10 protein-coding genes are annotated in these 19,343 nt (G+C 46.8%); 3 read left to right on the forward strand and 7 right to left on the reverse strand.

Annotation, left to right across the window (positions count from 1 at the left end):
• Window positions 1-508 precede the first annotated feature (508 nt).
• Both ACFOEK_RS17695 and ACFOEK_RS17700 read right to left on the reverse strand, forming a co-directional pair.
• The gene (locus ACFOEK_RS17695) at window positions 509-1,144 is read right to left on the reverse strand and encodes a c-type cytochrome (protein WP_386722802.1); all 636 of its coding nucleotides are present in this window, start codon (window positions 1,142-1,144) and stop codon (window positions 509-511) included.
• A gap of 160 nt (window positions 1,145-1,304) precedes the next feature.
• Window positions 1,305-2,624: a methyl-accepting chemotaxis protein gene (locus ACFOEK_RS17700; RefSeq protein ID WP_386722803.1), complete on the reverse strand. Its 1,320-nt coding sequence runs from the start codon at window positions 2,622-2,624 to the stop codon at window positions 1,305-1,307.
• Window positions 2,625-2,818: 194 nt separating this feature from the next.
• Between ACFOEK_RS17700 and ACFOEK_RS17705 the strand changes: the two genes are divergently transcribed.
• Window positions 2,819-3,979, forward strand: coding sequence for an acyl-CoA dehydrogenase family protein (locus tag ACFOEK_RS17705; RefSeq protein ID WP_386722804.1), 1,161 nt, complete (start codon window positions 2,819-2,821; stop codon window positions 3,977-3,979).
• A 45-nt stretch (window positions 3,980-4,024) separates the two neighbouring features.
• Here the strand turns inward: ACFOEK_RS17705 and ACFOEK_RS17710 are convergent, their stop codons facing one another.
• Entirely contained in the window at window positions 4,025-6,940 is a 2,916-nt protein-coding gene (locus ACFOEK_RS17710) for a DUF3857 domain-containing protein (protein WP_386722805.1), read from the reverse strand.
• A gap of 109 nt (window positions 6,941-7,049) precedes the next feature.
• Here ACFOEK_RS17710 and ACFOEK_RS17715 point away from each other — a divergent pair, with 109 nt between their 5' ends.
• On the forward strand, window positions 7,050-8,525 hold the full coding sequence (locus ACFOEK_RS17715) for a hypothetical protein (RefSeq protein WP_386722806.1): 1,476 nt from the start codon (window positions 7,050-7,052) through the stop codon (window positions 8,523-8,525).
• A gap of 2 nt (window positions 8,526-8,527) precedes the next feature.
• Here the strand turns inward: ACFOEK_RS17715 and ACFOEK_RS17720 are convergent, their stop codons facing one another.
• The gene (locus ACFOEK_RS17720) at window positions 8,528-9,382 is read right to left on the reverse strand and encodes a hypothetical protein (RefSeq protein WP_386722807.1); all 855 of its coding nucleotides are present in this window, start codon (window positions 9,380-9,382) and stop codon (window positions 8,528-8,530) included.
• Window positions 9,383-9,869: 487 nt separating this feature from the next.
• Between ACFOEK_RS17720 and ACFOEK_RS17725 the strand changes: the two genes are divergently transcribed.
• The gene (locus tag ACFOEK_RS17725; protein ID WP_386722808.1) at window positions 9,870-12,368 is read left to right on the forward strand and encodes a cation:proton antiporter domain-containing protein; all 2,499 of its coding nucleotides are present in this window, start codon (window positions 9,870-9,872) and stop codon (window positions 12,366-12,368) included.
• A 33-nt stretch (window positions 12,369-12,401) separates the two neighbouring features.
• Here ACFOEK_RS17725 and ACFOEK_RS17730 read toward each other — a convergent pair whose 3' ends face one another.
• The 3 genes from ACFOEK_RS17730 to ACFOEK_RS17740 form a co-directional block, all read right to left on the reverse strand.
• Complete coding sequence (locus tag ACFOEK_RS17730; RefSeq protein ID WP_386722809.1) at window positions 12,402-14,891, reverse strand: EAL domain-containing protein; 2,490 nt, start codon at window positions 14,889-14,891, stop codon at window positions 12,402-12,404.
• A gap of 222 nt (window positions 14,892-15,113) precedes the next feature.
• Window positions 15,114-17,660, reverse strand: a complete 2,547-nt coding sequence (locus tag ACFOEK_RS17735) for a PAS domain-containing sensor histidine kinase (protein ID WP_386722810.1) — start codon at window positions 17,658-17,660, stop codon at window positions 15,114-15,116.
• A 2-nt stretch (window positions 17,661-17,662) separates the two neighbouring features.
• On the reverse strand, window positions 17,663-18,787 hold the full coding sequence (locus ACFOEK_RS17740; RefSeq protein WP_386722811.1) for a substrate-binding domain-containing protein: 1,125 nt from the start codon (window positions 18,785-18,787) through the stop codon (window positions 17,663-17,665).
• Between the last annotated feature and the right edge of the window lie 556 nt (window positions 18,788-19,343).

Below are 19,343 nucleotides of genomic sequence, written 5' to 3' on the forward strand. Positions count from 1 at the left end.
CGGTGTTGATATCGTGCCTTTCCTTAGCCCGTCTCAATAATAACGATGGTATTGAGATTTATATCAGTTGCGAAAATAGCGCGAATCATAATGAGAATTATTGTTATTTGCAAATAAAAACTCGGAGGCCCGGTCAGAAAAGCTTTATCTGTTGATCTAAAGCAAACCGCTTTACAAACAGTGAGTTACTGGCTCGTGAAGAACAAGGGAACCTCTGAACAAGTCCACTCTAACTCAGCGGGCACTTTAAACACGTTAGAACAAGGCGTTCCTTTGGACTCTTTGGTGTCTAATATTTAGATCAGCTTGAAAGAGTGGTGCAGACACATTTCTGGTCTTGATTCTCTGCATTCACTTTGTATGAAGTTCTCTGATATTGGTTGTATGCGTTAACTGGCGTCTCGTGTTTGACGGGGAGACACGAGACGATCTTTGAACGTCGATAGTAAGACGGCGATGAAGTAGTCGAGAAGTAATGAGCACAGGTTCGTTGTTGATTGGGCTTGTTTTATAAGCTCTTCGCATTCTTACTGATATAACCGACGATATCGATGAGATCCTGAGTCGACATGTCTTTCAAGCGTTCAACCATCTTACGATGATGCTTGGTTTCTTCTGCAAATTTGCGTTGCTCTGTCTGCATTGCTTTCAATTGTTGAAGAATATAGGGGGCTTCTAGAGGTGTAATTTCCGGACCATCGCTGAGGAAGCGGCCAAAAGCGCTGGTATGGCAGTTAGCACACTTGTCTTCGAACAATAGCTCTCCGTTATTAAGATTCGATGTATCACTGAGCGTGAGGTCACTGAATCTGTGCTCAAGCTCATCATAGTAATCAGCAACTAACGAAAGGGTGTCGCCGCTAATGGCTTCTTTGCTGTGGGCCTGTTGGATGCGTTCAGCGTCCGGGCCTTGTCCTGTGCGGTAGCCTAATTGAAAGTTAGCAAGTTGTTGTTCGATGTACCAATCGGACATGCCATTCAATACCGGAGCAACACTGCTTGTGTGGCTGTTAGCGTTGTGTTGATCTGAATGACAAGCATCGCAGGCTTGTACGCTAGATTGAATCTGGTTCGGTACGTCTGATGCTGCTTGGCTTGTGGCGGTGCAGACCAGTAACAAAAGTGCGAGCAAGGGTTTACTCATAATGACCTCATCATCTCCGATCTTGGGTATGTCGGATTATTTGGAACTCTGGATAGGTTCTCTAGCGCGTAGCTTAACGGTTAACGACTAAAATGTCCTGCTTATTCTCTGAGGCAAGAGTACTAACACAATTGATATTATTTCATGAGTTAGGGTCTTGTCAGTGAGACAGCTGGTTAGCAAATTGTGATATCGCATCAACGACCTTTTTGGCACCGTCTTGTATGTTATTGATGACATCACCCGCTTGAGCGGAAAGCTCTTGAACCTGTTCGGCTTGTTCCCGACTTTCTTCGATGATTTTCACGGAGTCCGCTGTCAGTGTTTGGTTCTTCTTCATTACCGTAATGATTTCTTCGGTCGCTTCTGAGGTACGAGAAGCAAGTTGTCGCACTTCGTCGGCAACTACGGCGAAGCCTCGTCCTTGGTCACCGGCTCTTGCTGCTTCAATGGCGGCATTCAATGCCAGCAAGTTAGTTTGCTCTGCGATGCTGCTGATGCTCTGAATAATGGTGCCTATGGTTTGAGACTGTTGATCCAGACTATTAATACTATCGGCGGCTTGAGTCATTTGGCTGGTTAGTTGACGAATCACCTCAGCAGTGTTGTGCATAACTTCAATACCGCGTTTGGTGCTGGCATCGGTTTCCTGAGAAGTTTCATAGGCAAAGCTGGCCGCGTTAGACACTTCTATTTCCCGCTTTACTTGATCGGTAATCAGGCTTGCAAATTTTACAACCTTATAGCACTTGCCTTGGGCATTGGTGATCGGGTTGTAGGAAGCTTCCAACCACACTTCATGGCCTCGGCTATCGACACGTTTGAAGCGATCGGCAATAAACTCACCGCGACGGAGTCGGTTCCAGGATTCTTCATAATCCGGTGATTCATAAACGTCTGGCGGGCAAAACATACGGTGATGCTTACCCTTGATGTCGTCCAATGAATAACCCATAGCATTAAGAAAAATGTCATTGGCTGTGAGCACATGACCTGTCATATCAAATTCAATGACAGCGGTTGAGCGTTGCATGGCTTTGATCAGGTTTTCAAATTGTACGGAAGCATCAATCGTGCGGGTAAGGTTGTTTGCATAGAGCATGTAATATTGAATGTTTCCTTGAACATCTTTAACAGGAGACAACACGGTTCTTAGCCAAAACTCTTCATCTTTGGTGTTCGTAATTTGCCAGGCTCCAATCCACAACGCTTTGTTTTCTAAAGCAAGAGACATGCGTCTGAAGTGTTCAGTGTTTTGAAGGTGTGACGGCACCAGTTCTTTAATGTTTTTGCCCGTTAGATCATCAATAGTGAGACCGGTTTCTCCGGTAAATCTTGCATTGACGCTGGTGATTCTTCCCATGGGGTCGAGATCCAAAGACAGCATTTCTTGTCCAAGATCTGAATGGACTTGCTTTAAAGACGAGAGTTCTTGTTTAAGTGCTTCATTTTCTTGTTCTAACCGACGATTGCCGAACATCACTGCCTCACCTAATTACTTACAGCTGATTTAAGTAGGTTATACGTCTGATTAACTCTAGCAGATTATTCGCCAATAAAGTTGTTCACTATGATCAATGATGATGGTCATATTGTCAGTTAGTATTTAATCAAGCGCTTGCTTGGTTATGTTGGGTGGGCACATTGGATATGACGGAAAACGGAGCAGAATCAATGAGCACTCAGAAGGACGTTTTACAACACTACTTTACTGAAGAACATCACATGTTGCGGGAAGCCACTCAGAAGTTTGTGGCTAAACACATCACGCCTTTTATTGGGGAATGGGAAGAGCAAGAGACGTTTCCCAGGGAGCTCTATCAATTAGCTGGTGATGCTGGCTTTCTGGGGATTGGCTATCCAGAAGCTTTTGGTGGCAGTGCTCAGGATGATCTCTTTATGAAAGTCGCTTTTACTGAGGAGATCATGCGTACCACCTCCGGTGGTTTGGTGGCGGGGTTAGGTTCGTTGGATATTGCGTTGCCACCCATTGTGAACTGGGCACCGGACGCGCTTAAACAACGGATTGTCCCCGAGGTGCTGTCTGGCGAAAAGATCGCAGCCTTGGCGATCACCGAACCGGGTGGTGGTTCTGATGTGGCTAACCTCAAAACCCGTGCTGTGCGAGAAGGAGATCATTATCGCGTCAACGGCAGTAAAACCTTCATCACCAGTGGTGTGCGTGCGGATTACTATACCGTCGCGGTGCGAACAGGCGGCGAGGGTTACCAAGGCATCAGTTTGCTATTGATTGAAAAAGGCACGCAGGGCTTTTCCGTGGGTAAGAGCCTAAAGAAAACTGGGTGGCGAGCCAGTGATACCGCAGAACTGTTTTTTGAAGACTGTTTGGTGCCTGTGGATAACTTAATCGGACAGGAAAACGCAGGCTTCATCTGCATCATGAATAACTTCCTTAAAGAACGCTTGATGCTGACCATTATGGGCTACATGACCGCGCAAATCGCATTAGAAGAATCCTTGGCTTACGTGAAAGAACGTGAAGCTTTTGGCCGCCCGATTGGTAAGTTCCAAGTGACTCGTCATAAGTTGGTGGATATGGCGACGGAGATCGATATTGCCCGTGAATACACCTACCGTGCGGCTGCGAAGATGCAGGCTGGTCAGCATCCGATCAAAGAAATCTCGATGGCAAAGAACTTCGCGACCGGCGTTGCTGAACGAGTGACTTATCAAGCAGTACAAATCTTCGGCGGCATGGGCTACATGCGTGAGTCGGTAGTGGAGCGTTTATCTCGGGATGCGCGCTTACTAGCGATCGGCGGCGGTACCACGGAAATCATGAAAGAGATGATCGCCAAGCAAATGGGGTTGTAGAAAACCTGTTTGCTATCTCAGAAAAGAGTGCGCTTCGAGTGATTCTCAGCGCATTCTTTCTTTTAGACTTTTGACAAACCGTTTATCGCCAAAACTTTCTTTGGACAAATACAGAATAAAGTTAGAGCCGTCAGTACGAGTAATGGTTAAGGTGCTATCGTCTAACGTTGATCCAGTAGATTGATCCAGGGAGATGTCATCGATTTCATCAAAGTATGCGTACTCTCGAACCAGTTGGTTATCTTCTTTCCAATAGCTGAAAACTTTTCTGTCAGTTAATCCATTGCCGTCTTTCTGAATAGAGAAAAGGTCAGAGGAATAGAATAGGCCCAGTCGTTCTCCTGGTTCCAGAATTTTTGCTCGATACATAAACTTCAAGTCGTTATCCCATATTTTATGGCCGTCAACAACGTGTGTGCTGGGGATAAAATAAATAGATGTCGCAAAGGTGAATGCGAGGAATATGCTCAGCGGTATTGCTGCAAACAAATGACGTATCCGCCATTTAGAATTATGAAGGTAGCCGGGTGACCTTACCGGGTTTTGCATGTTTACCAGTAGAACTAAGAAAAATACGCAGAAGATTTGAAACGCGAGACCCAGAAAAACATAAATACCCTGAGTATTGGAGATAAGGTATCCGATGATGAATGCGACCAATAACAGGGAAATTATCGCGTGATCACGTTTCGTTAGCTTGTCTTTGTTGATCAGAAAAATCTGTTTCGCCAGAGGGTAATACCAAATGATCGAGAAGATGGCTCTCGCTAGAGGCATGATGTTACTTTGATCTCGCTCTTTGATGTATTGCCAGTTTTTATATAGCCAGTAAACGGTGTAAACACCGAATGTCATGAAGGACAGAGCAAGGTACTTAATATTATCAACGGGGTAAAATTTGGCCTCGTAATCATCAGGTCGTTTTTCTCTGATCAGCATTATGAACGCCAAAACAAGCAATAAGGCCCCAACTGAGAAGTAACCAATAATGAAATAAGGGAGGTAATCGGTTTCTTCCATGGTGGGCGCAGGGAGATGCCAGTAAAGCCCATAATTGGTTAGATCGTAAGCGTTATTAAGATCTTTTAAGAAGCCAGAGAAATCATCCACCGGTACGGTATTTTGATGGGTTTGGTAATGGTATTTCAGGGTCAGTTGGTTGGTTTGATGATTAAATGAAACTTCTCTGTTCAACGTAAAATAGGCATTACTTACTTGATTGGTTTCGTCGTACAGATTCCAAGAGTCTTTATGAAGATTAACCTTAATCGTCTGCTCTATGTTTACCGGGTGGGTTAAGGAATAAGGAGACGTGCGAATCGTTGTGTTAGGTTGTTTTAGAAAGGGTGAGATTGCGTTCGCATAGAAGTCTACTTCGTGTTGCTCTCCCGAAAGAGTCCAAGGCTTAGGAAGGCGGTATTGCTCAACAATGGAGAATGCATCGTCAGCATAATCGGTCGTAAACGGGCTTAAAGGCGTTAGATCCGGGTAGTAATAGTTGTAGAAATTGAGATAACGCTTGGATATTTGCTCCACCGTGTTGGCTTCTATCTCGCGTCGAAAGAGTTCTGCTTCATACCCTGTTAATTTTGTGGTGATTGTATATTGACCATCTTGTTCAATACCTTCTGAAAGATCGATGACCTCCTTTACTTGTTTGAGCGTTGAAGAGTACTGGCTGTCCATCATGGTCAATTGCTGTTGACCTGGTTTCAGTACTAAGGCCTCACCGTAATCTGGTTGATAGAGTTTATCGAGATTCGTTTCCTGATTGTTAATGGTTGGATCTAACCAATACTGTTGGCCATCAATAAATGCCGTGAGTAGTACGTGATTGAATGCACTAATACGAACGCCATCTGCGTTGAAGGTAGTGATGTAATTGTTGTTCACTAACGCCGGATAACTTTCAATGTTAAGCCGATCTAACAAGTTAAGAAGTAACAGGGTTTTACCTTTACAGTCTCCGTAACGTTTTTCCAATGTAGAGGCAATGTTGGCCGGTACCAGGCTGTGGTTGCCAAGCTCAAGACCAAGATAGCGGATATTGTCCTGAACATAATGCAGTGCTGCAGATGCCTGATCTTTGATGGATGAATGCTTCTGACGGATGTCTTTGATGATGGGATCTAACAACGGAGTATCGGTATCCAAGGCATACAGAGGTAATGCCCAATCAACAATGTTAGCCCACTCGTTGTTGTTCGACAGGCTGACTCTGGCGCGAGGGTTGTACTCATAAGGTGTTTGACTGTCTAAGGTGAGAGGTTCGGAATAATCGAGCTGAAGATTAATGCGCTTATAATCTTGTGTACTGGTTTCTGAAATCTCAATGTCTGTATTTGTTTTTTGGATATAGATGGATTTCTCGTTAGGCCACAGTAATGAATAATTCAGTGACTCTAAGGGAGTGCCCCACTGTAAATCGATGTATTCGTAGAAATTATCTTCTAGAGCCGGGTTCTGGCCTGTGATGGTATAGCTATAATCGATTATGTCGCCGGGTCTTAGATCTTCCAGAATGAAAGAAGCGGACAGCTCTCCGTTATAAATCAGCCCTTCAGCTTCTGTCTCTCGATGCAGAACGTTGATTTGTTCCGGTTTTAACTGATTGATTTTTTGACCGTCTCGAATGATATCAAAGCGGTGAAACGTAAGAGTCTCGAAGCTTGGCGCAAAATTGAAAAAATGCTGACCGTTGGTTTCTACGGATGTTTCGTTCAATACCTGAAAGGCAAAATGATAATAACGAGCGATGTTCTCAATGGCATTGGTCTGGCGATCGTACAAAATGTAGCGAGTGTCGCCTAACTGCTCAGTATTAGAGGGTGTGTTTGGATCGTACTCAGTGACGTCAATCCATTTGGCGGGTTTTGAGATTTGATACTCTTGATCTGCGTACAATTGGTTGATGAACACCATGGATAGCAGAATCCAGATAAGCTTTGTTTTAAAGTCCATTTTACTATTTCGTATAATTATTTTTGTCAAATTGTATGGGAAAAGGCTTCCCTAGAACACCTCTGGATGAGATTTGCTTAAATATTCAAATGCCCAAGGATAGGTTTATATGTTAACTCTGACCGAAAGCACTTCTTTTAAATCAAGGCGTGATACGCCATGGAATCAACGACTGCTGCTTCTATGTATCTTGCTTTTAGTGTCAGTGTTCAGCAACGCCGGCATCATTTCCGGTCTAGCCAAGTTGGGCAAAGCGGGCAAGCATGCCGATGTGGATGTGAATCTTCCGAAACTGGATTTGCCGGATGGCATAGATGCTGATGCAGTAGCCAAAATCAAACCGCAATCCGATGGTTCTTGGCACGTTGAACAACCGGACGGTTCAGTCAAAGTATTGAGTGCCGCCGAAGGAGCTATTGTTGGCGTCGATCATCTTACGGTTGGCCCGAAAGCTTTGTTGATTGATGCCTTTGATCTTCCCAAAGATTTATCCGCATTCGAGCGTTTGCCAAAGGGCACGCCCATTCTGATTCGTTCGAAACACAATGAAGTGTTTGAACTGACGCCACCATCGGATAACGGCGCTGGTTGGATGGTGAAGCAACGGCAGGTTCAAATGTCTGTTACTGATACCAGTCAATTAAAGAACGCCTTGTGGCATCTGGAACGCCCGCTTATTTCTTCACAACCTAATGTCTTACAGTTAGCAAAAAGCAGCAATATGCCATTAGCAGAAAAGGCTTATGGCAAACCCGGTACTCGTGATGTGGGTTTGAATCAGCTGGTCGATGCTTTAGATGATATGAAACGAGAAACGGTGGTGCTATCGGCTTCCCTTCGGGATGGGGTGATTGTCCATAAAGGAGAGTCGCTGCCGGTTCATGAATTGCTCATAAAGGCTGAAAAGAACGACATCAACTTGGTGTTATTAGATTCAGCTGAACCGACGAAAAGTACCAAGGCATTAATGAAACGTTTGAACGAGCGCGAACCTGATGTGGGCTGGACTACCGCCCAGTTTTTTAATCAATTCAGCGACCCTAAAGGGCCTGCGTTGGATCTCTCGGTACATGCTTCGGGGAACAGTCAATCTTTGGTGCAATGGCAGTCGAAAACAGTAAAGACTGAAACGCCTAAATCACCTGAAGGTTCACTTGCGGAAGATCTCACAGCGCATCTAATCTCCCATGCAGTAGTACGAACCATTCAAATTCATCACCCCGATGAGGAACGCAGCTCTGAATTGGATGCTCGGATCATCCCCTGGTTGCCCAGCGGGTTACAGATGTACATGCTGGTCTCCGGTTTCTTAGGCATATTGGCCTTAGCCACGACTTGGCGAACCTGGCAACGGCTGTGGACGATTCGTAAACCACAGCAAGCCGTGGGGTGGTTGTTAATTATCGTCACTTGGCCGTTGCACAAATTGTTATTTCTTTTGCTGTTCTTACCGTTCGCGGGCTTCTTCTGCTTTTGGTACGTGGTGTTAACTGTACTTTGGCGAGTCGTAGACTTCTTGGTGGTACGACCAATTAGCTGGATGTTATTGAAGGCGAGAGTGAATCGGATGAAGAGGCGTGGTTGAACCTATTCTTGATCGCTTTGATTGGTCGCCAAGCTGTTCTTAAAAAGCATAAACATGTCTTCTGGTTTTTTACCGTAAACCGCTATGAATGCTTGGTTAAAGCTGTCGCCATTTTCAAGTGCTCGAATGAGTTCAACCCCACCACGAGGATGAAGAAACTCATAAAATAGAGCGGCTTGTAGGTAATTCATGTGTTGTTGGTACCAAGGCTTAGGCCAATCTGTTTTAGAAACATCGTAGTTTAGTGGCCAGGCTTCACTGAAAGGAGAGCTGTCATCAACAGCGACTATGTGTTTTCCTTGTTTTATATAGTCGATGGCCTTTGCCCGAGTCATTTGGGTAGCTCCGCCGCCACTTGACAAGTAGGTGGCTAAACCTTCTTGGTACCATGAAGGGATAAAAGTGGCTTCGAAGGTGGAAATTTGTTGGCGTAGGTGAACATGAGAGAGTTCATGGCCTAACCAGCGTTTGTAATCCTCATGAGTAATAACATAGGGCTTTAAAAACAAGCCGTTTGTGCTGACCGCTGCAATAACACCACTCTTGATTCCTGTATATTTGGCAAAGCATTCCCTTGTGTCACATAAATGAACAATGGGTGGATTAACGAAAGGTTTACCGTGTACTTCTTCAACGATTTTAATCTGTTCATTCAGAACGCTCTGAATGAGTAGTGCTTGCGATTTCATACCTTGCTTGTACAAAACCCGGTTATCTTCGGCTAATGCTATAAAATCGTCTTTTGCAGGCGAGTGTTTGGCGATAGGGAAAAAATCTGAACAACCAACTAAACCCAGTAAGGCGATGGTCATGATCCCATGCTTAAACTGAGATAGGTATTTCCGGGAAGAAATCATGCAAGTTAAGCCTTGTTTTGTGTTCCCGGTCGAGCCGTTAGCGCAAATGGAATAGCGATTGGCCCTAAAAGTCCTGCCATTAAAATATAAAACACACTATTTAAATTTCGCTTCTGTGCGATGGAAGCGCAAATTACCATGCTAACAAGCACTAAAATGAATATAAGTCCCATCATCTCTTAACTCTCCATGTGTATTGATTTCATGTATTAAGGCCGCCAACACCAGAGATCTTGTCCTTATCGTAAAAAGATCTCTCTTAATCTACTGCAGCCTGAGCCGATTGTAAGCCTAGAACACAAACGAACACCACAAGTATTGGTTTTTTCTTGTGTTCAGTGATTCCTTAATTATTTGCTAGTGCCTTCAATCAGAACCATTCATGATCAACGTCTGCTTTCCATGCAGAGCCTCACCACTGGTCTATAGTAAGACGATTCCCAAAGAAAGGACTCTCAATACAGCACGAGTTTCGTGGGGCGGTCGTATGCATTATGAAACCGGTTTACTTGTTCTGATCTTTGTTATTCTGGCGCTGTTCATTGGGGCCAGTGTTCGTCATCTTTTAAAAGGTACGCAGGTGCCTTATACCGTGGCGTTGTTGGTGATTGGTCTGGTGCTCGGGCTGATTCATCGAACCGAGTTGTTTTCGATTCATGTGCCGATGATCGCGGAAACCCTCGATCTGGTGGTGGATATCAGTCCGCATTTGATTCTCTTTGTATTTCTCCCGACGTTAATTTTCGAAAGTGCCTTCGCCATGGAAGTGCATTTGTTCCGACGTATGTTTGTTCAAATCGCGGTGTTGGCGGTGCCGGGGTTGATTGTGGCGACCATGTTGACCGCAGGTTTGGCGCAATGGGCGTTTCCTTTCGATTGGAGCTGGGCCTTGTGCTTGATGTTTGGTGCCTTAATCAGTGCCACTGATCCGGTGGCGGTGGTGGCGTTGTTGAAGGAAGTGAGCTCGCGCAAACGGTTGGAAACCTTGATCGAAGGGGAGTCCTTACTCAATGACGGTACAGCCATCGTGTTCTTTAGCTTGTTCTACGGTTGGGTGTTAATGGGCATGGATCAGGACGTCAATGTCTTTGCAGTGGCGGCGGAATTCAGTTGGGTGGTCAGTGCCGGGTTGTTGATTGGTTTGGTGGTCGGTGGCTGGAGCATCATCTGGTTAGGGAGAGTGTTTAATGACCCAATGATCGAGATTTCGTTGTCGATCATGGTGGCGTATTTGGTGTTTTTGTTAGCTGAAAGTATCCACGTATCGGGTGTGGTGGCGGTGGTTACTCTGGCACTGATGTACGCCAGTATTGGCCGGACACGTATCTCACCGGAAGTAGCGGGTTTCCTTCATCATTTCTGGGAAATGATGGCGCACATTGCCAATACCTTGATCTTCTTGCTGGTGGGTGTATTGGTGGCGGTACGGGTGCCGTTGACGAATCTCGATCTGTGGCAGGCGCTGATTATCCTCTATGTCGGCATCATGGCAATTCGTAGCTTTGCAGTGACCTTATTCATGCCGATTTTGAAACGCATCGGGATTGGCATTAATCGTGAGAAAGCCATTGTGCTGGTATGGGGCGGTTTGCGTGGTGCGGTGTCGTTGGCGTTAGCCTTAACCGTTGCGGCCAACGATCAAATTCCCAAGGAAATCGGTGATCAGGTAATGTTCCTGTGCGCTGGCATTGTAGTGCTGACGATTCTGATTAATGGCACGACGATGGGGCAAGTGTTGCATTGGTTGGGCTTGGATAAGTTGCCTTCGGCGAAGCAGGCCACGGTGGATAAGGCGCAAGGGGAAATCAATCATACCCTCAATCAAATGCTGCCAGAAATGATGACCAGTGAGTTCTTGAAGGGAGCCGATTGGGACAGCGTGAAAGAAACGGCTCGATTACAAGTCACGACCCAACCGACGACGGTAGCACTGGATGAGTTAGTTGGTTCGTCAGACGTTACTCAAGGCATATCACAACAAGACCTAGCCGTTGCCTGTAAACGGCGGTTGCTGGAAACCGAACGTAAGCATTATTGGAGTCAATTTGAGCAGGGAACGTTAGGGAAAGTAGCAACCGCGAAGCTGGTGGAGGCGGTCGAACATGCGCTCGATGGCGACCCTGAAATTGGCCCGAGAACCGAACTCTTTACTGCTTGGAAAACACCGAAATGGATCGCCATGTTGCGAGAGTTTAAAGGCATGAAACGACTGGCCACCAAATTGGCCTTTGATCATTTGGCGCAAGGGTATGATATGGCACGGGGCTTTTTACAGGCGCAGGATGCCTTGGCGGAACACATTGATGTATTGGCGTCGGATGAGAATGTCGCTGCCCAGGTGCGGTTGGATGTGGAGGCCAACAAAGACGCGACTTTACAGCATATCCAGTACCTCAGAGACAGTTTTCCGGAAATCATTCATGCCTTGGAAACGCAGGCGGCGACACGGTTGTTACTCAATCGTGAGCGGGCGTTAATTCAGCAACAGCACAAGTTGGCGGTGCTCGATAAGCCGGAAGCCGAACGCATGATCATGGATGTGGAGGCGCGGATGATGTCGCTTCAGCGTACACAGGTGTCCGAAGTCATTCGTTCTGACCAGCTGGTGGATTGCATGCCGTGGAGTCGGCAGTTAAGCCAGGATTCTAAAGCACAGTTGTCGCAAATGATGCAGTCGACCATCTACAACGAAGGCGACGTCATTGCTGAACAGCACAAACCACAGCACGCGATTGGTGTGATTGTGCGCGGTACGGTGGAAGCCAGCCTTAAGGTGGGTGATGTGCAGTCCTGCACCACTTATGGGCCAGGGGAAACCATCTCTGCGTTAGCGATTTTGTCTTCAAAAAGCCCGGCGACCTATGTGGCTGAGTCGCCGGTTGAAATCAATTGGTTTGCGTTGGAAAAACTTAAGGCGCTGATGTTACGAGACAGTCAATTGGCCTGCGCCATAGCCCCTCTGATTTCCAGTGATAAAGCGGTTTGAGGCCGTGATTATAGTGTCATTTTAGCGTCATGGTTACTGACTGAAATTGGTTTCCACCACCGAAGGCGCCGCCGGTCGACCAGTCAAATAGCCTTGCACCAGATCACAGACCAGCTCTTCGACATAACCCAATTGTTCAGTGGTCTCGACACCTTCGACCACTACTTTTAAATTCAGGTTCTTGGCGATGCCGGTGATGGCTCGAATTAAGGTGTCACTGGTTTCACAATCGGGCACGTTCCGAATAAAGCTGGCGTCGATCTTAAGCTCATCCAAAGGTAATTTGGCCAGATAACTCAGGCTTGAATAGCCGGTGCCAAAGTCATCCAAAGCAATGGACAGACCAAGCTGTTTGATGGTCTGCAGTTGCATAATCACGCAATCCATATCGTCGATAAAGGCACTCTCGGTGATTTCAATCTGCAGCAAATTTGCAGGCACTTGATGGCGTGTCAGAGCTTGTTCAATCAAGGTGGCGAGATTGCGATGACGTAAGCTGATGGGCGAAATATTAATGGCCACAGGAACCGGCTTGAGCCCGCGATCCCGCCAGGTGCGAAGTTGTTGGCAGGCAGAATCAATAACCCATTGGTCGATCTGTTCAATCAAGCCGGTTTCTTCTGCTAAAGGAATAAACTTCGCCGGAGAGACTGCGCCGAGTTGCGGTTGATGCCATCGGAGTAACGCTTCCATGCCCATCATTGCGCCGGTAATGACGTCCACTTTGGGTTGGTAGTGTAAGCTCAGTTCATTGCGTTCGATGGCGCTTCTTAGGTTCGCTTCCATGGTGAAGTGTTGCATCGAACGTTGCGCCATTTCCTGGCTGAATAGCTGCAATCCATTACGGCCGCTGGCTTTTACCGAATACATGGCGGTGTCGGCGTGTTTCAGCAAGTCCTCTACAGTGGCGCCATCGTCCGGGTAGACGCTGGCGCCGATACTGACGGTGATTTGCTTGTTATGATCCTCAGACAATAAGAACGGGTCGGTTAATACTTCGTTAATACGCTTGCCGAGGCTGATCACGTCTTCGTAGTCGTTAATGGAGGGCATCAGAATCACAAACTCATCACCACCAAGACGCGCCAAGGTGTCTTCGTCGCGAGTGATGTATTCCAGCCGTTGCGCTAATTCAGTCAGCACTTGATCGCCGACATCGTGACCAAAGTTGTCATTGATGTTCTTGAATTGATCAAGGTCGATGAACATCACCGCCAGTTGGTGCTCATTACGGTGTGCGCCGGAAATGGCCATGGACACACGATCTTTCAGTAAACGACGGTTCGGTAAACCGGTGAGCTCATCGAAATAGGCGAGGTGTCGAATTTTTTCTTCTTGTTTACGAATCTCGGTGACATCACGGAACAAACCGGTGAAGTGGCTGATGTTGTTGAACTCGTCGTGTACCGATGAGATGGTGAGCCATTCCAGAAACAGTTCGCCATTCTTACGCTTGTTCCAGATCTCGCCGCTCCACTGGCCTTCCTCGTTTATTTGACGCCACATTTCCTGATAGAAGCTGGGTTGATGTTTGCCCGAGGCGAGCACACTCATCGTCTTACCCACCACTTCGTGCTCTTCGTAGCCGGTCAGTAAGGTAAAGGCCGGGTTGATCCGAATGATTTCGCCATTGGGATCAGTGATCACGATCCCTTCCATGGCATGTTCGAAGACGCGTTCGGCAAGGTTTAGATCCTGCATTGAACGCTTGAGGGCTTCATCACGTTTAGAGAGCGCGTCTTCCAGTTGCGACGAATATTCCATTTGCAAAAACTGCAAAATATGACGCATGGAGATCACGCCTTCGACACGGCCTTGCTGGTTGGCCACCACCAGATGACGAATCTTATGGTTCATCAAGGCGTCGCGTGCTGAAAGCAAGGTGTCTTCGTTATCAATTAAGACCAATTCTTTTAGTGCTACCGCTGCCAGCGTCGGACAGCTGTTTTCGTCAGCCAATACCTTCAACAAATCCGCCTGCGTGATGATGCCAATCGGTTTGAGGTCATCATCTATGACCACGGCGGCATCGGTTTTCCGAAGGCGCATGGTTTCAACGGCTTTGGCAAAAGAGGTGTCTTGTTTCAGTGTCAGGCATAACTCCTGAGCGGCTCTGACTTTGCACAGGGTTAGGAAGTGATCGATGTTGATGTTCAGCGTGATGTCGGTTTGGCTGATGATGCCGGGTTGCTCGTCTGGCCCGTAATCCACCAAGCAATGGCGGTAGCCGCGCTGACGAAAGATCTCAACCACTTTGCCCACGCGTGTGTCGTGCGAGACAAATTCAACCGGGCTGGTCATAACCTGTTGAATCTGCTGTTGAGCAATACCGGGCTCACGGTAGTTCAATTTAATGGCGTCGGCTTCGGTCCAGATACCGACAATGGTGTCCTGATCTTTGATGATGATCGAACTGCATCTTTGTTGCCGCATCATGCGGGCAGCGTCTTGAAGGGTATGCGTACTTGAACAAAACAATAGATTACGGTGCGCTACTTCACCAACGGGCGCATCAAAATGCATGGGTCAATTCCGAACAGTAATAGTCCTTGAAATACCAGGACTTAAGTTAATTGTGCTTGGGTTAATTTGCTCACATTAACCAAGCTTATGAAAGGAGCATGGCAGTGTATCCAGCTGTTTTGTGTGGGTATTGATATAGATTAATAAAATCTCAATTACTGTCCGAAGTGTTGAATTTTGGCATTCCGAGTTCATTGCTTATGTGGCAATGAACTCCAATGACTATTGATAATCCAGTGAGACAGGTGTTGTTTTGTCCTGATGGCAGGGCGCAATCAGTGGTATTTCAATCTTAAAATCGGTCCCTGAATTTACCCCGCCGTAGCGACTGTTAAGTGTGATGTTTCCACCTAAAATACCGGTTACGATGGAGTGCACGATGTGTAGGCCGAGACCGCTGCCACCTTGACCGAGTTTGGTGGTAAAGAAAGGGTCGAACACCTTTTTCTGGAAATTCAATGGAATACCATGGCCGTTATCGCTGACGGTAATTACGATCTGGTCACTCACCGGTTTGGCAGTGATGACAATGGTGCCTGCGTGATCTTTTCCGAAGCCGTGGTTAAAGGCGTTTTGGATCAGGTTGTTGAGTACTTGCACCAAGGCACCTGGGTAGGAATCCATATTGGCGTCTTGATCCACCATGGCTAAGAGTTGTATCGGGCTGTCTGAGAGTAAATGTCTGTGGGTTATGGCCACTTCATCCAGGGTTTTCTTCAGACTAAAGGTGCGGCGCTGTGCGCTGGTTTGATCCACTGACAGTTGTTTAAAGCTGGATATCAGTTCAATGGCTGCGGTTAAGGAGCGGTTCAAAATGGAGGCGGATTCTTGCAAGTCGAGCAGATAGTTTTCCATTGCCCGTTTCCGTAATGAACCGCTTTGGAAGTCATCATTGAGTTGATGGACGTGCTCTTCGAGCGTGGTCGTAACGGTTAATGCTGTCCCTATGGGAGTATTGAGTTCGTGTGAAATACCCGCCACCAAAGAGCCCAGCGAAGCCAGTTTTTCGGACTGTACCAGGCTTTCCTGTGCGGATTCCAATTCCATGGTTTTCTTGGTGATGGCATCGGCGAGGCTTTTGTTGAGCGCATTCAGTTGGGTTGTCGCTTCTTCGGCACGTGCTTTTTCATGAGACAGCTCTTTCTGTGCCTGAATGATGCCGGTGATGTCAGTGGAGAAACCGCCAACGTAGATCAACTGACCATGGCGATCTTTGATTGGGAATTTCACGGTCAGAAAGGAGAAGGTCTCATTGTCTTTAATTAAATCTTCACGGAAATTGAGCACACGGCTTTCTTCGATGACCCGTTGGTCATTGTTGGTGAGTTCTTTGGCAACGGCTTCCGGAAAAATCTCCTCATTGGTCTTTCCTTGAACTTGCTTCAATGACATCCCGGTCACGCATTCAAACTCGGTATTGACGAATTGGTAGCGGCCATCGAGGGATTTTATGTACACCACGGAGCCAGAGTTATTCAGAATGTTTCGGTACATTTCTTCATTGCTGGCAAGGTCTTGAATGGCTTGTTCCAGCCGGTGGCCGACATGATTGATTTCCAATATGGGGGTGGTTTGGAAATCGGGGGCTGTCGCGCCATTGGTTTGCTTGTCGGCAAATTGGGTTAAGTAACGAAGTGAGCGGCTGCTGATGCGTGTTGCCAGTAGGGATAATCCGAGACCAATTGAGAGTACTAGGGTAACGACAATGATCAGGGTGCGCTGGAAGCGCTGTTGGTGACTGCTTACATACGGCTCATCTTGCCACAACAGCAGTTGCAGTTGGTTATTCTGGTGACGGTCTTGTTGAAGACTTTGATAATGAATGGATGGCGATAGTGCGACCTGAGTGACATGCTCATTGGTCAAGACGTCCATAAGTTGTAAGGCGGTTACCGCATCGGACGCCAGTGTCAGATTCAATGACGCTAACGTTCGAATGCGTTGGTGTTGCGTTGCTTGTGCCACACCAGGGCCTAAAACAAAGGCGGCACCATCGGCTTCCGTTGTGTTCAGAATGTTTCTCAGCAACTGCGTATTGTTATTGAACAGGGTGATGCCAAACAAGAAGCCTAGCCGTTTGTTGTATTTCCCACCGACTAACTCTGTGCCGTAAGCAATTCCCGATGCGAGGTCGTGCGTTGCCAGCTTTGTGATGGCTTGAGGTGTGTCGGAGGATGCGGCTGAACGGTTCGCTTCATCGTTTGGGTCGTGAGTGCCAGGAGAAAATAACACCGCGCCGGTGTTAGGAATAAAGTTACGGACGGTGCTAATCAACTGATCCAGCTTGTATTGGCTGTGACCTGCAATGATCTCTTGGCCGTCACGAATAGGCAGAAAGAGCAGTATATCGAGATCGGTCGAGTATTGGATGATCAGTTCGTTCAGGCGTTGTTGAATGGCAGTACGGGCTTGTTGCTGTTCCGTCAGGGGGGTACTCGAGCTTTCGTTTGAATGTCCTTTTGAGAACGGTTGGCTTTGTTGATGTGCGTACATCATCAGTCTTGGGTCGTGCTGAATCATCGAGACGATATGACCCATGTCTTTCTTAAGGTGGTCTAACTCTAATGATGTAAGGCGCTGTAATTTAAGAGAGTACTCGTTGGCGCCTTCTTTCAGTACTGCGTTGGTGTCCTGGTAGTAAAACCACAGGCAGACTGAGGCGGTGATTCCTAGCGACAAGCAAAGCGAGGCGGCGATCAGACGATGAAAAGAAATGCCTTCTGCGGGTAACAGTCGCTCTAAGTAGTTTTGAAGACGAGTTAGCAGCATGGTTAATGAGTCTCCGATGATAGGTTGGAATATCGGAACGCTCGGGATTCAAAGCGATTCAGCTGCTTAGGTTTGATGGTTTGGTCGACCAGCCTGAAACTTCCGGAATAAATGGTGGGCACCTGATCGGACTTACCCAATAAATCCAAGCCGATGGCTTCGGCCATGGCGACACCGTTATCATCGTTCATGCGCATCACGGTAAAGCTCAGTTCTTTTGCTTTTAGGCTGTTTAACTCGGAAGAACCGCCGCCCCAGCCATTAATTTGGATGTCTTGCTCCAGGCCTAATTCTTTCAACGCATCCAAGGCGCCCAGAGCAATGTCGGTGGAGGTGGCATAAATAAAGTCGAGCTTGTTCGTGTGCGTGCCTGCGTTTGTGTCTGCACTTGCGTCTGGCTGATGGTGATCTTTGATCAGTTGCAGGGTAGCAGCTTTGGCCTTGGCACGATCGAAGTCCACATAATAACTGTCTTTTAGGTGGAAGTTGTGCGCTGCACGCATTTGGCTTTCAAAGAGACCACCACGAATCTTGCTGACATAGCCCTGGGTGCCAAACAAGATGCCGTAATTAGCCCCCTGAGGGAATCGGGTTTGATATTCCTGCACTAAGAGTTGTGTACCGATGGCGTGGTCAAAACCGACGTATAAGAAAGGCTGTTGCTTACTAAAGGCGCGTAGCGGGGTGGTGATGTTTTGCAGAATAATCTTGGTTTGGGTTTGATGTTTCACCTGCTCAATCAGCTTTTGGTGTTTGATGGCGTCCAGGGTAAACACCAGATAATCGGTGGTATCGCCCAGGCTTTGAGTCAGTAATTTCGCCTGAAGGTTGAGGTCGCTGCCTGGTTTGGTGAAATGAACGTCCAACTGGTATCGAATGCCCAGTTGTTTCAGCCGGTGTTCAAAGGCATGAATACTTCGACGCCAATAATCTGAAGTTTGTAAACCGGGATAAATGACTAAAATTCGAGCACTGTCCGTGTTGTTAATGAGCCGTTTGGGTTGGCTTTGAACTCTGAGGTTAAAGGCTTCTGAACGCTCAAGTTGTTCAGGGTTCGCTTTAAAAAACTCATCGACCATCCAGTATTCTTTCAAATGTAAGTCGGCCAACACACTCGAACTGATCATCAGCAAAAAACACAGGCTAATAACAGAGCGCAGTGCTTGAGGTAGAGACCAAAGATTAGGTTTAAGGTATCGGTGCATAGTGGAATCGAAGCTAGGATTTTTGAGTCAGGGTTGTTGAATCAGAATGTGGTGATTCTGACTCATCCTTTATTCTTATGTTTACAAAACTTTAGCCTATGGACTGTACAAGAGCAAATAATGATTCGCCTATCTTTTTGTATTTAAAGATGTTTTTAAGGAACCTCTGAATAAGTCCCTCTCTGCTCAGGCCTATAAGAGAAATGTCTCTTTGAGGCGCGGTTTTGCAGGCATAACGGGTTACGTCAAAAAGCCGCAACAAAAAAGAGGCATTTCTCTTAAGGCCCCGAAGGGCGGGGCTTTAAAAACGTTATAACTGCGTTGAACTTCTTGAAAAGGTCTAGACATTCTCTACGAAGCTCGCCTTGTTCTAACATTTTTCTAGCGCCCGCTGAGCTAGAGCGGACTTGTTCAGAGGTTCTTTAAAGTGTTCGATGGTTTTCTTTATGATCTGTTTTGGTGCATAAAACTCAGAGGA

Source organism: Litoribrevibacter euphylliae (assembly GCF_042646085.1).
GTDB lineage: Bacteria > Pseudomonadota > Gammaproteobacteria > Pseudomonadales > Litoribrevibacteraceae > Litoribrevibacter > Litoribrevibacter euphylliae.

Excerpts from the sequence above, each read along its gene's own strand:
- ACFOEK_RS17705 (WP_386722804.1), top strand. The coding sequence starts at position 2,819 with ATGAGCACTCAGAAGGACGTTTTACAACACTACTTTACTGAAGAACAT.
- ACFOEK_RS17695 (WP_386722802.1), bottom strand. The coding sequence starts at position 1,144 with ATGAGTAAACCCTTGCTCGCACTTTTGTTACTGGTCTGCACCGCCACA.
- ACFOEK_RS17700 (WP_386722803.1), bottom strand. The coding sequence starts at position 2,624 with ATGTTCGGCAATCGTCGGTTAGAACAAGAAAATGAAGCACTTAAACAA.
- ACFOEK_RS17710 (WP_386722805.1), bottom strand. The coding sequence starts at position 6,940 with ATGGACTTTAAAACAAAGCTTATCTGGATTCTGCTATCCATGGTGTTC.
- ACFOEK_RS17740 (WP_386722811.1), bottom strand. The coding sequence starts at position 18,787 with ATGATCAGTTCGAGTGTGTTGGCCGACTTACATTTGAAAGAATACTGG.
- ACFOEK_RS17725 (WP_386722808.1), top strand. The coding sequence starts at position 9,870 with ATGCATTATGAAACCGGTTTACTTGTTCTGATCTTTGTTATTCTGGCG.
- ACFOEK_RS17730 (WP_386722809.1), bottom strand. The coding sequence starts at position 14,891 with ATGCATTTTGATGCGCCCGTTGGTGAAGTAGCGCACCGTAATCTATTG.
- ACFOEK_RS17720 (WP_386722807.1), bottom strand. The coding sequence starts at position 9,382 with ATGATTTCTTCCCGGAAATACCTATCTCAGTTTAAGCATGGGATCATG.
- ACFOEK_RS17735 (WP_386722810.1), bottom strand. The coding sequence starts at position 17,660 with ATGCTGCTAACTCGTCTTCAAAACTACTTAGAGCGACTGTTACCCGCA.
- ACFOEK_RS17715 (WP_386722806.1), top strand. The coding sequence starts at position 7,050 with ATGTTAACTCTGACCGAAAGCACTTCTTTTAAATCAAGGCGTGATACG.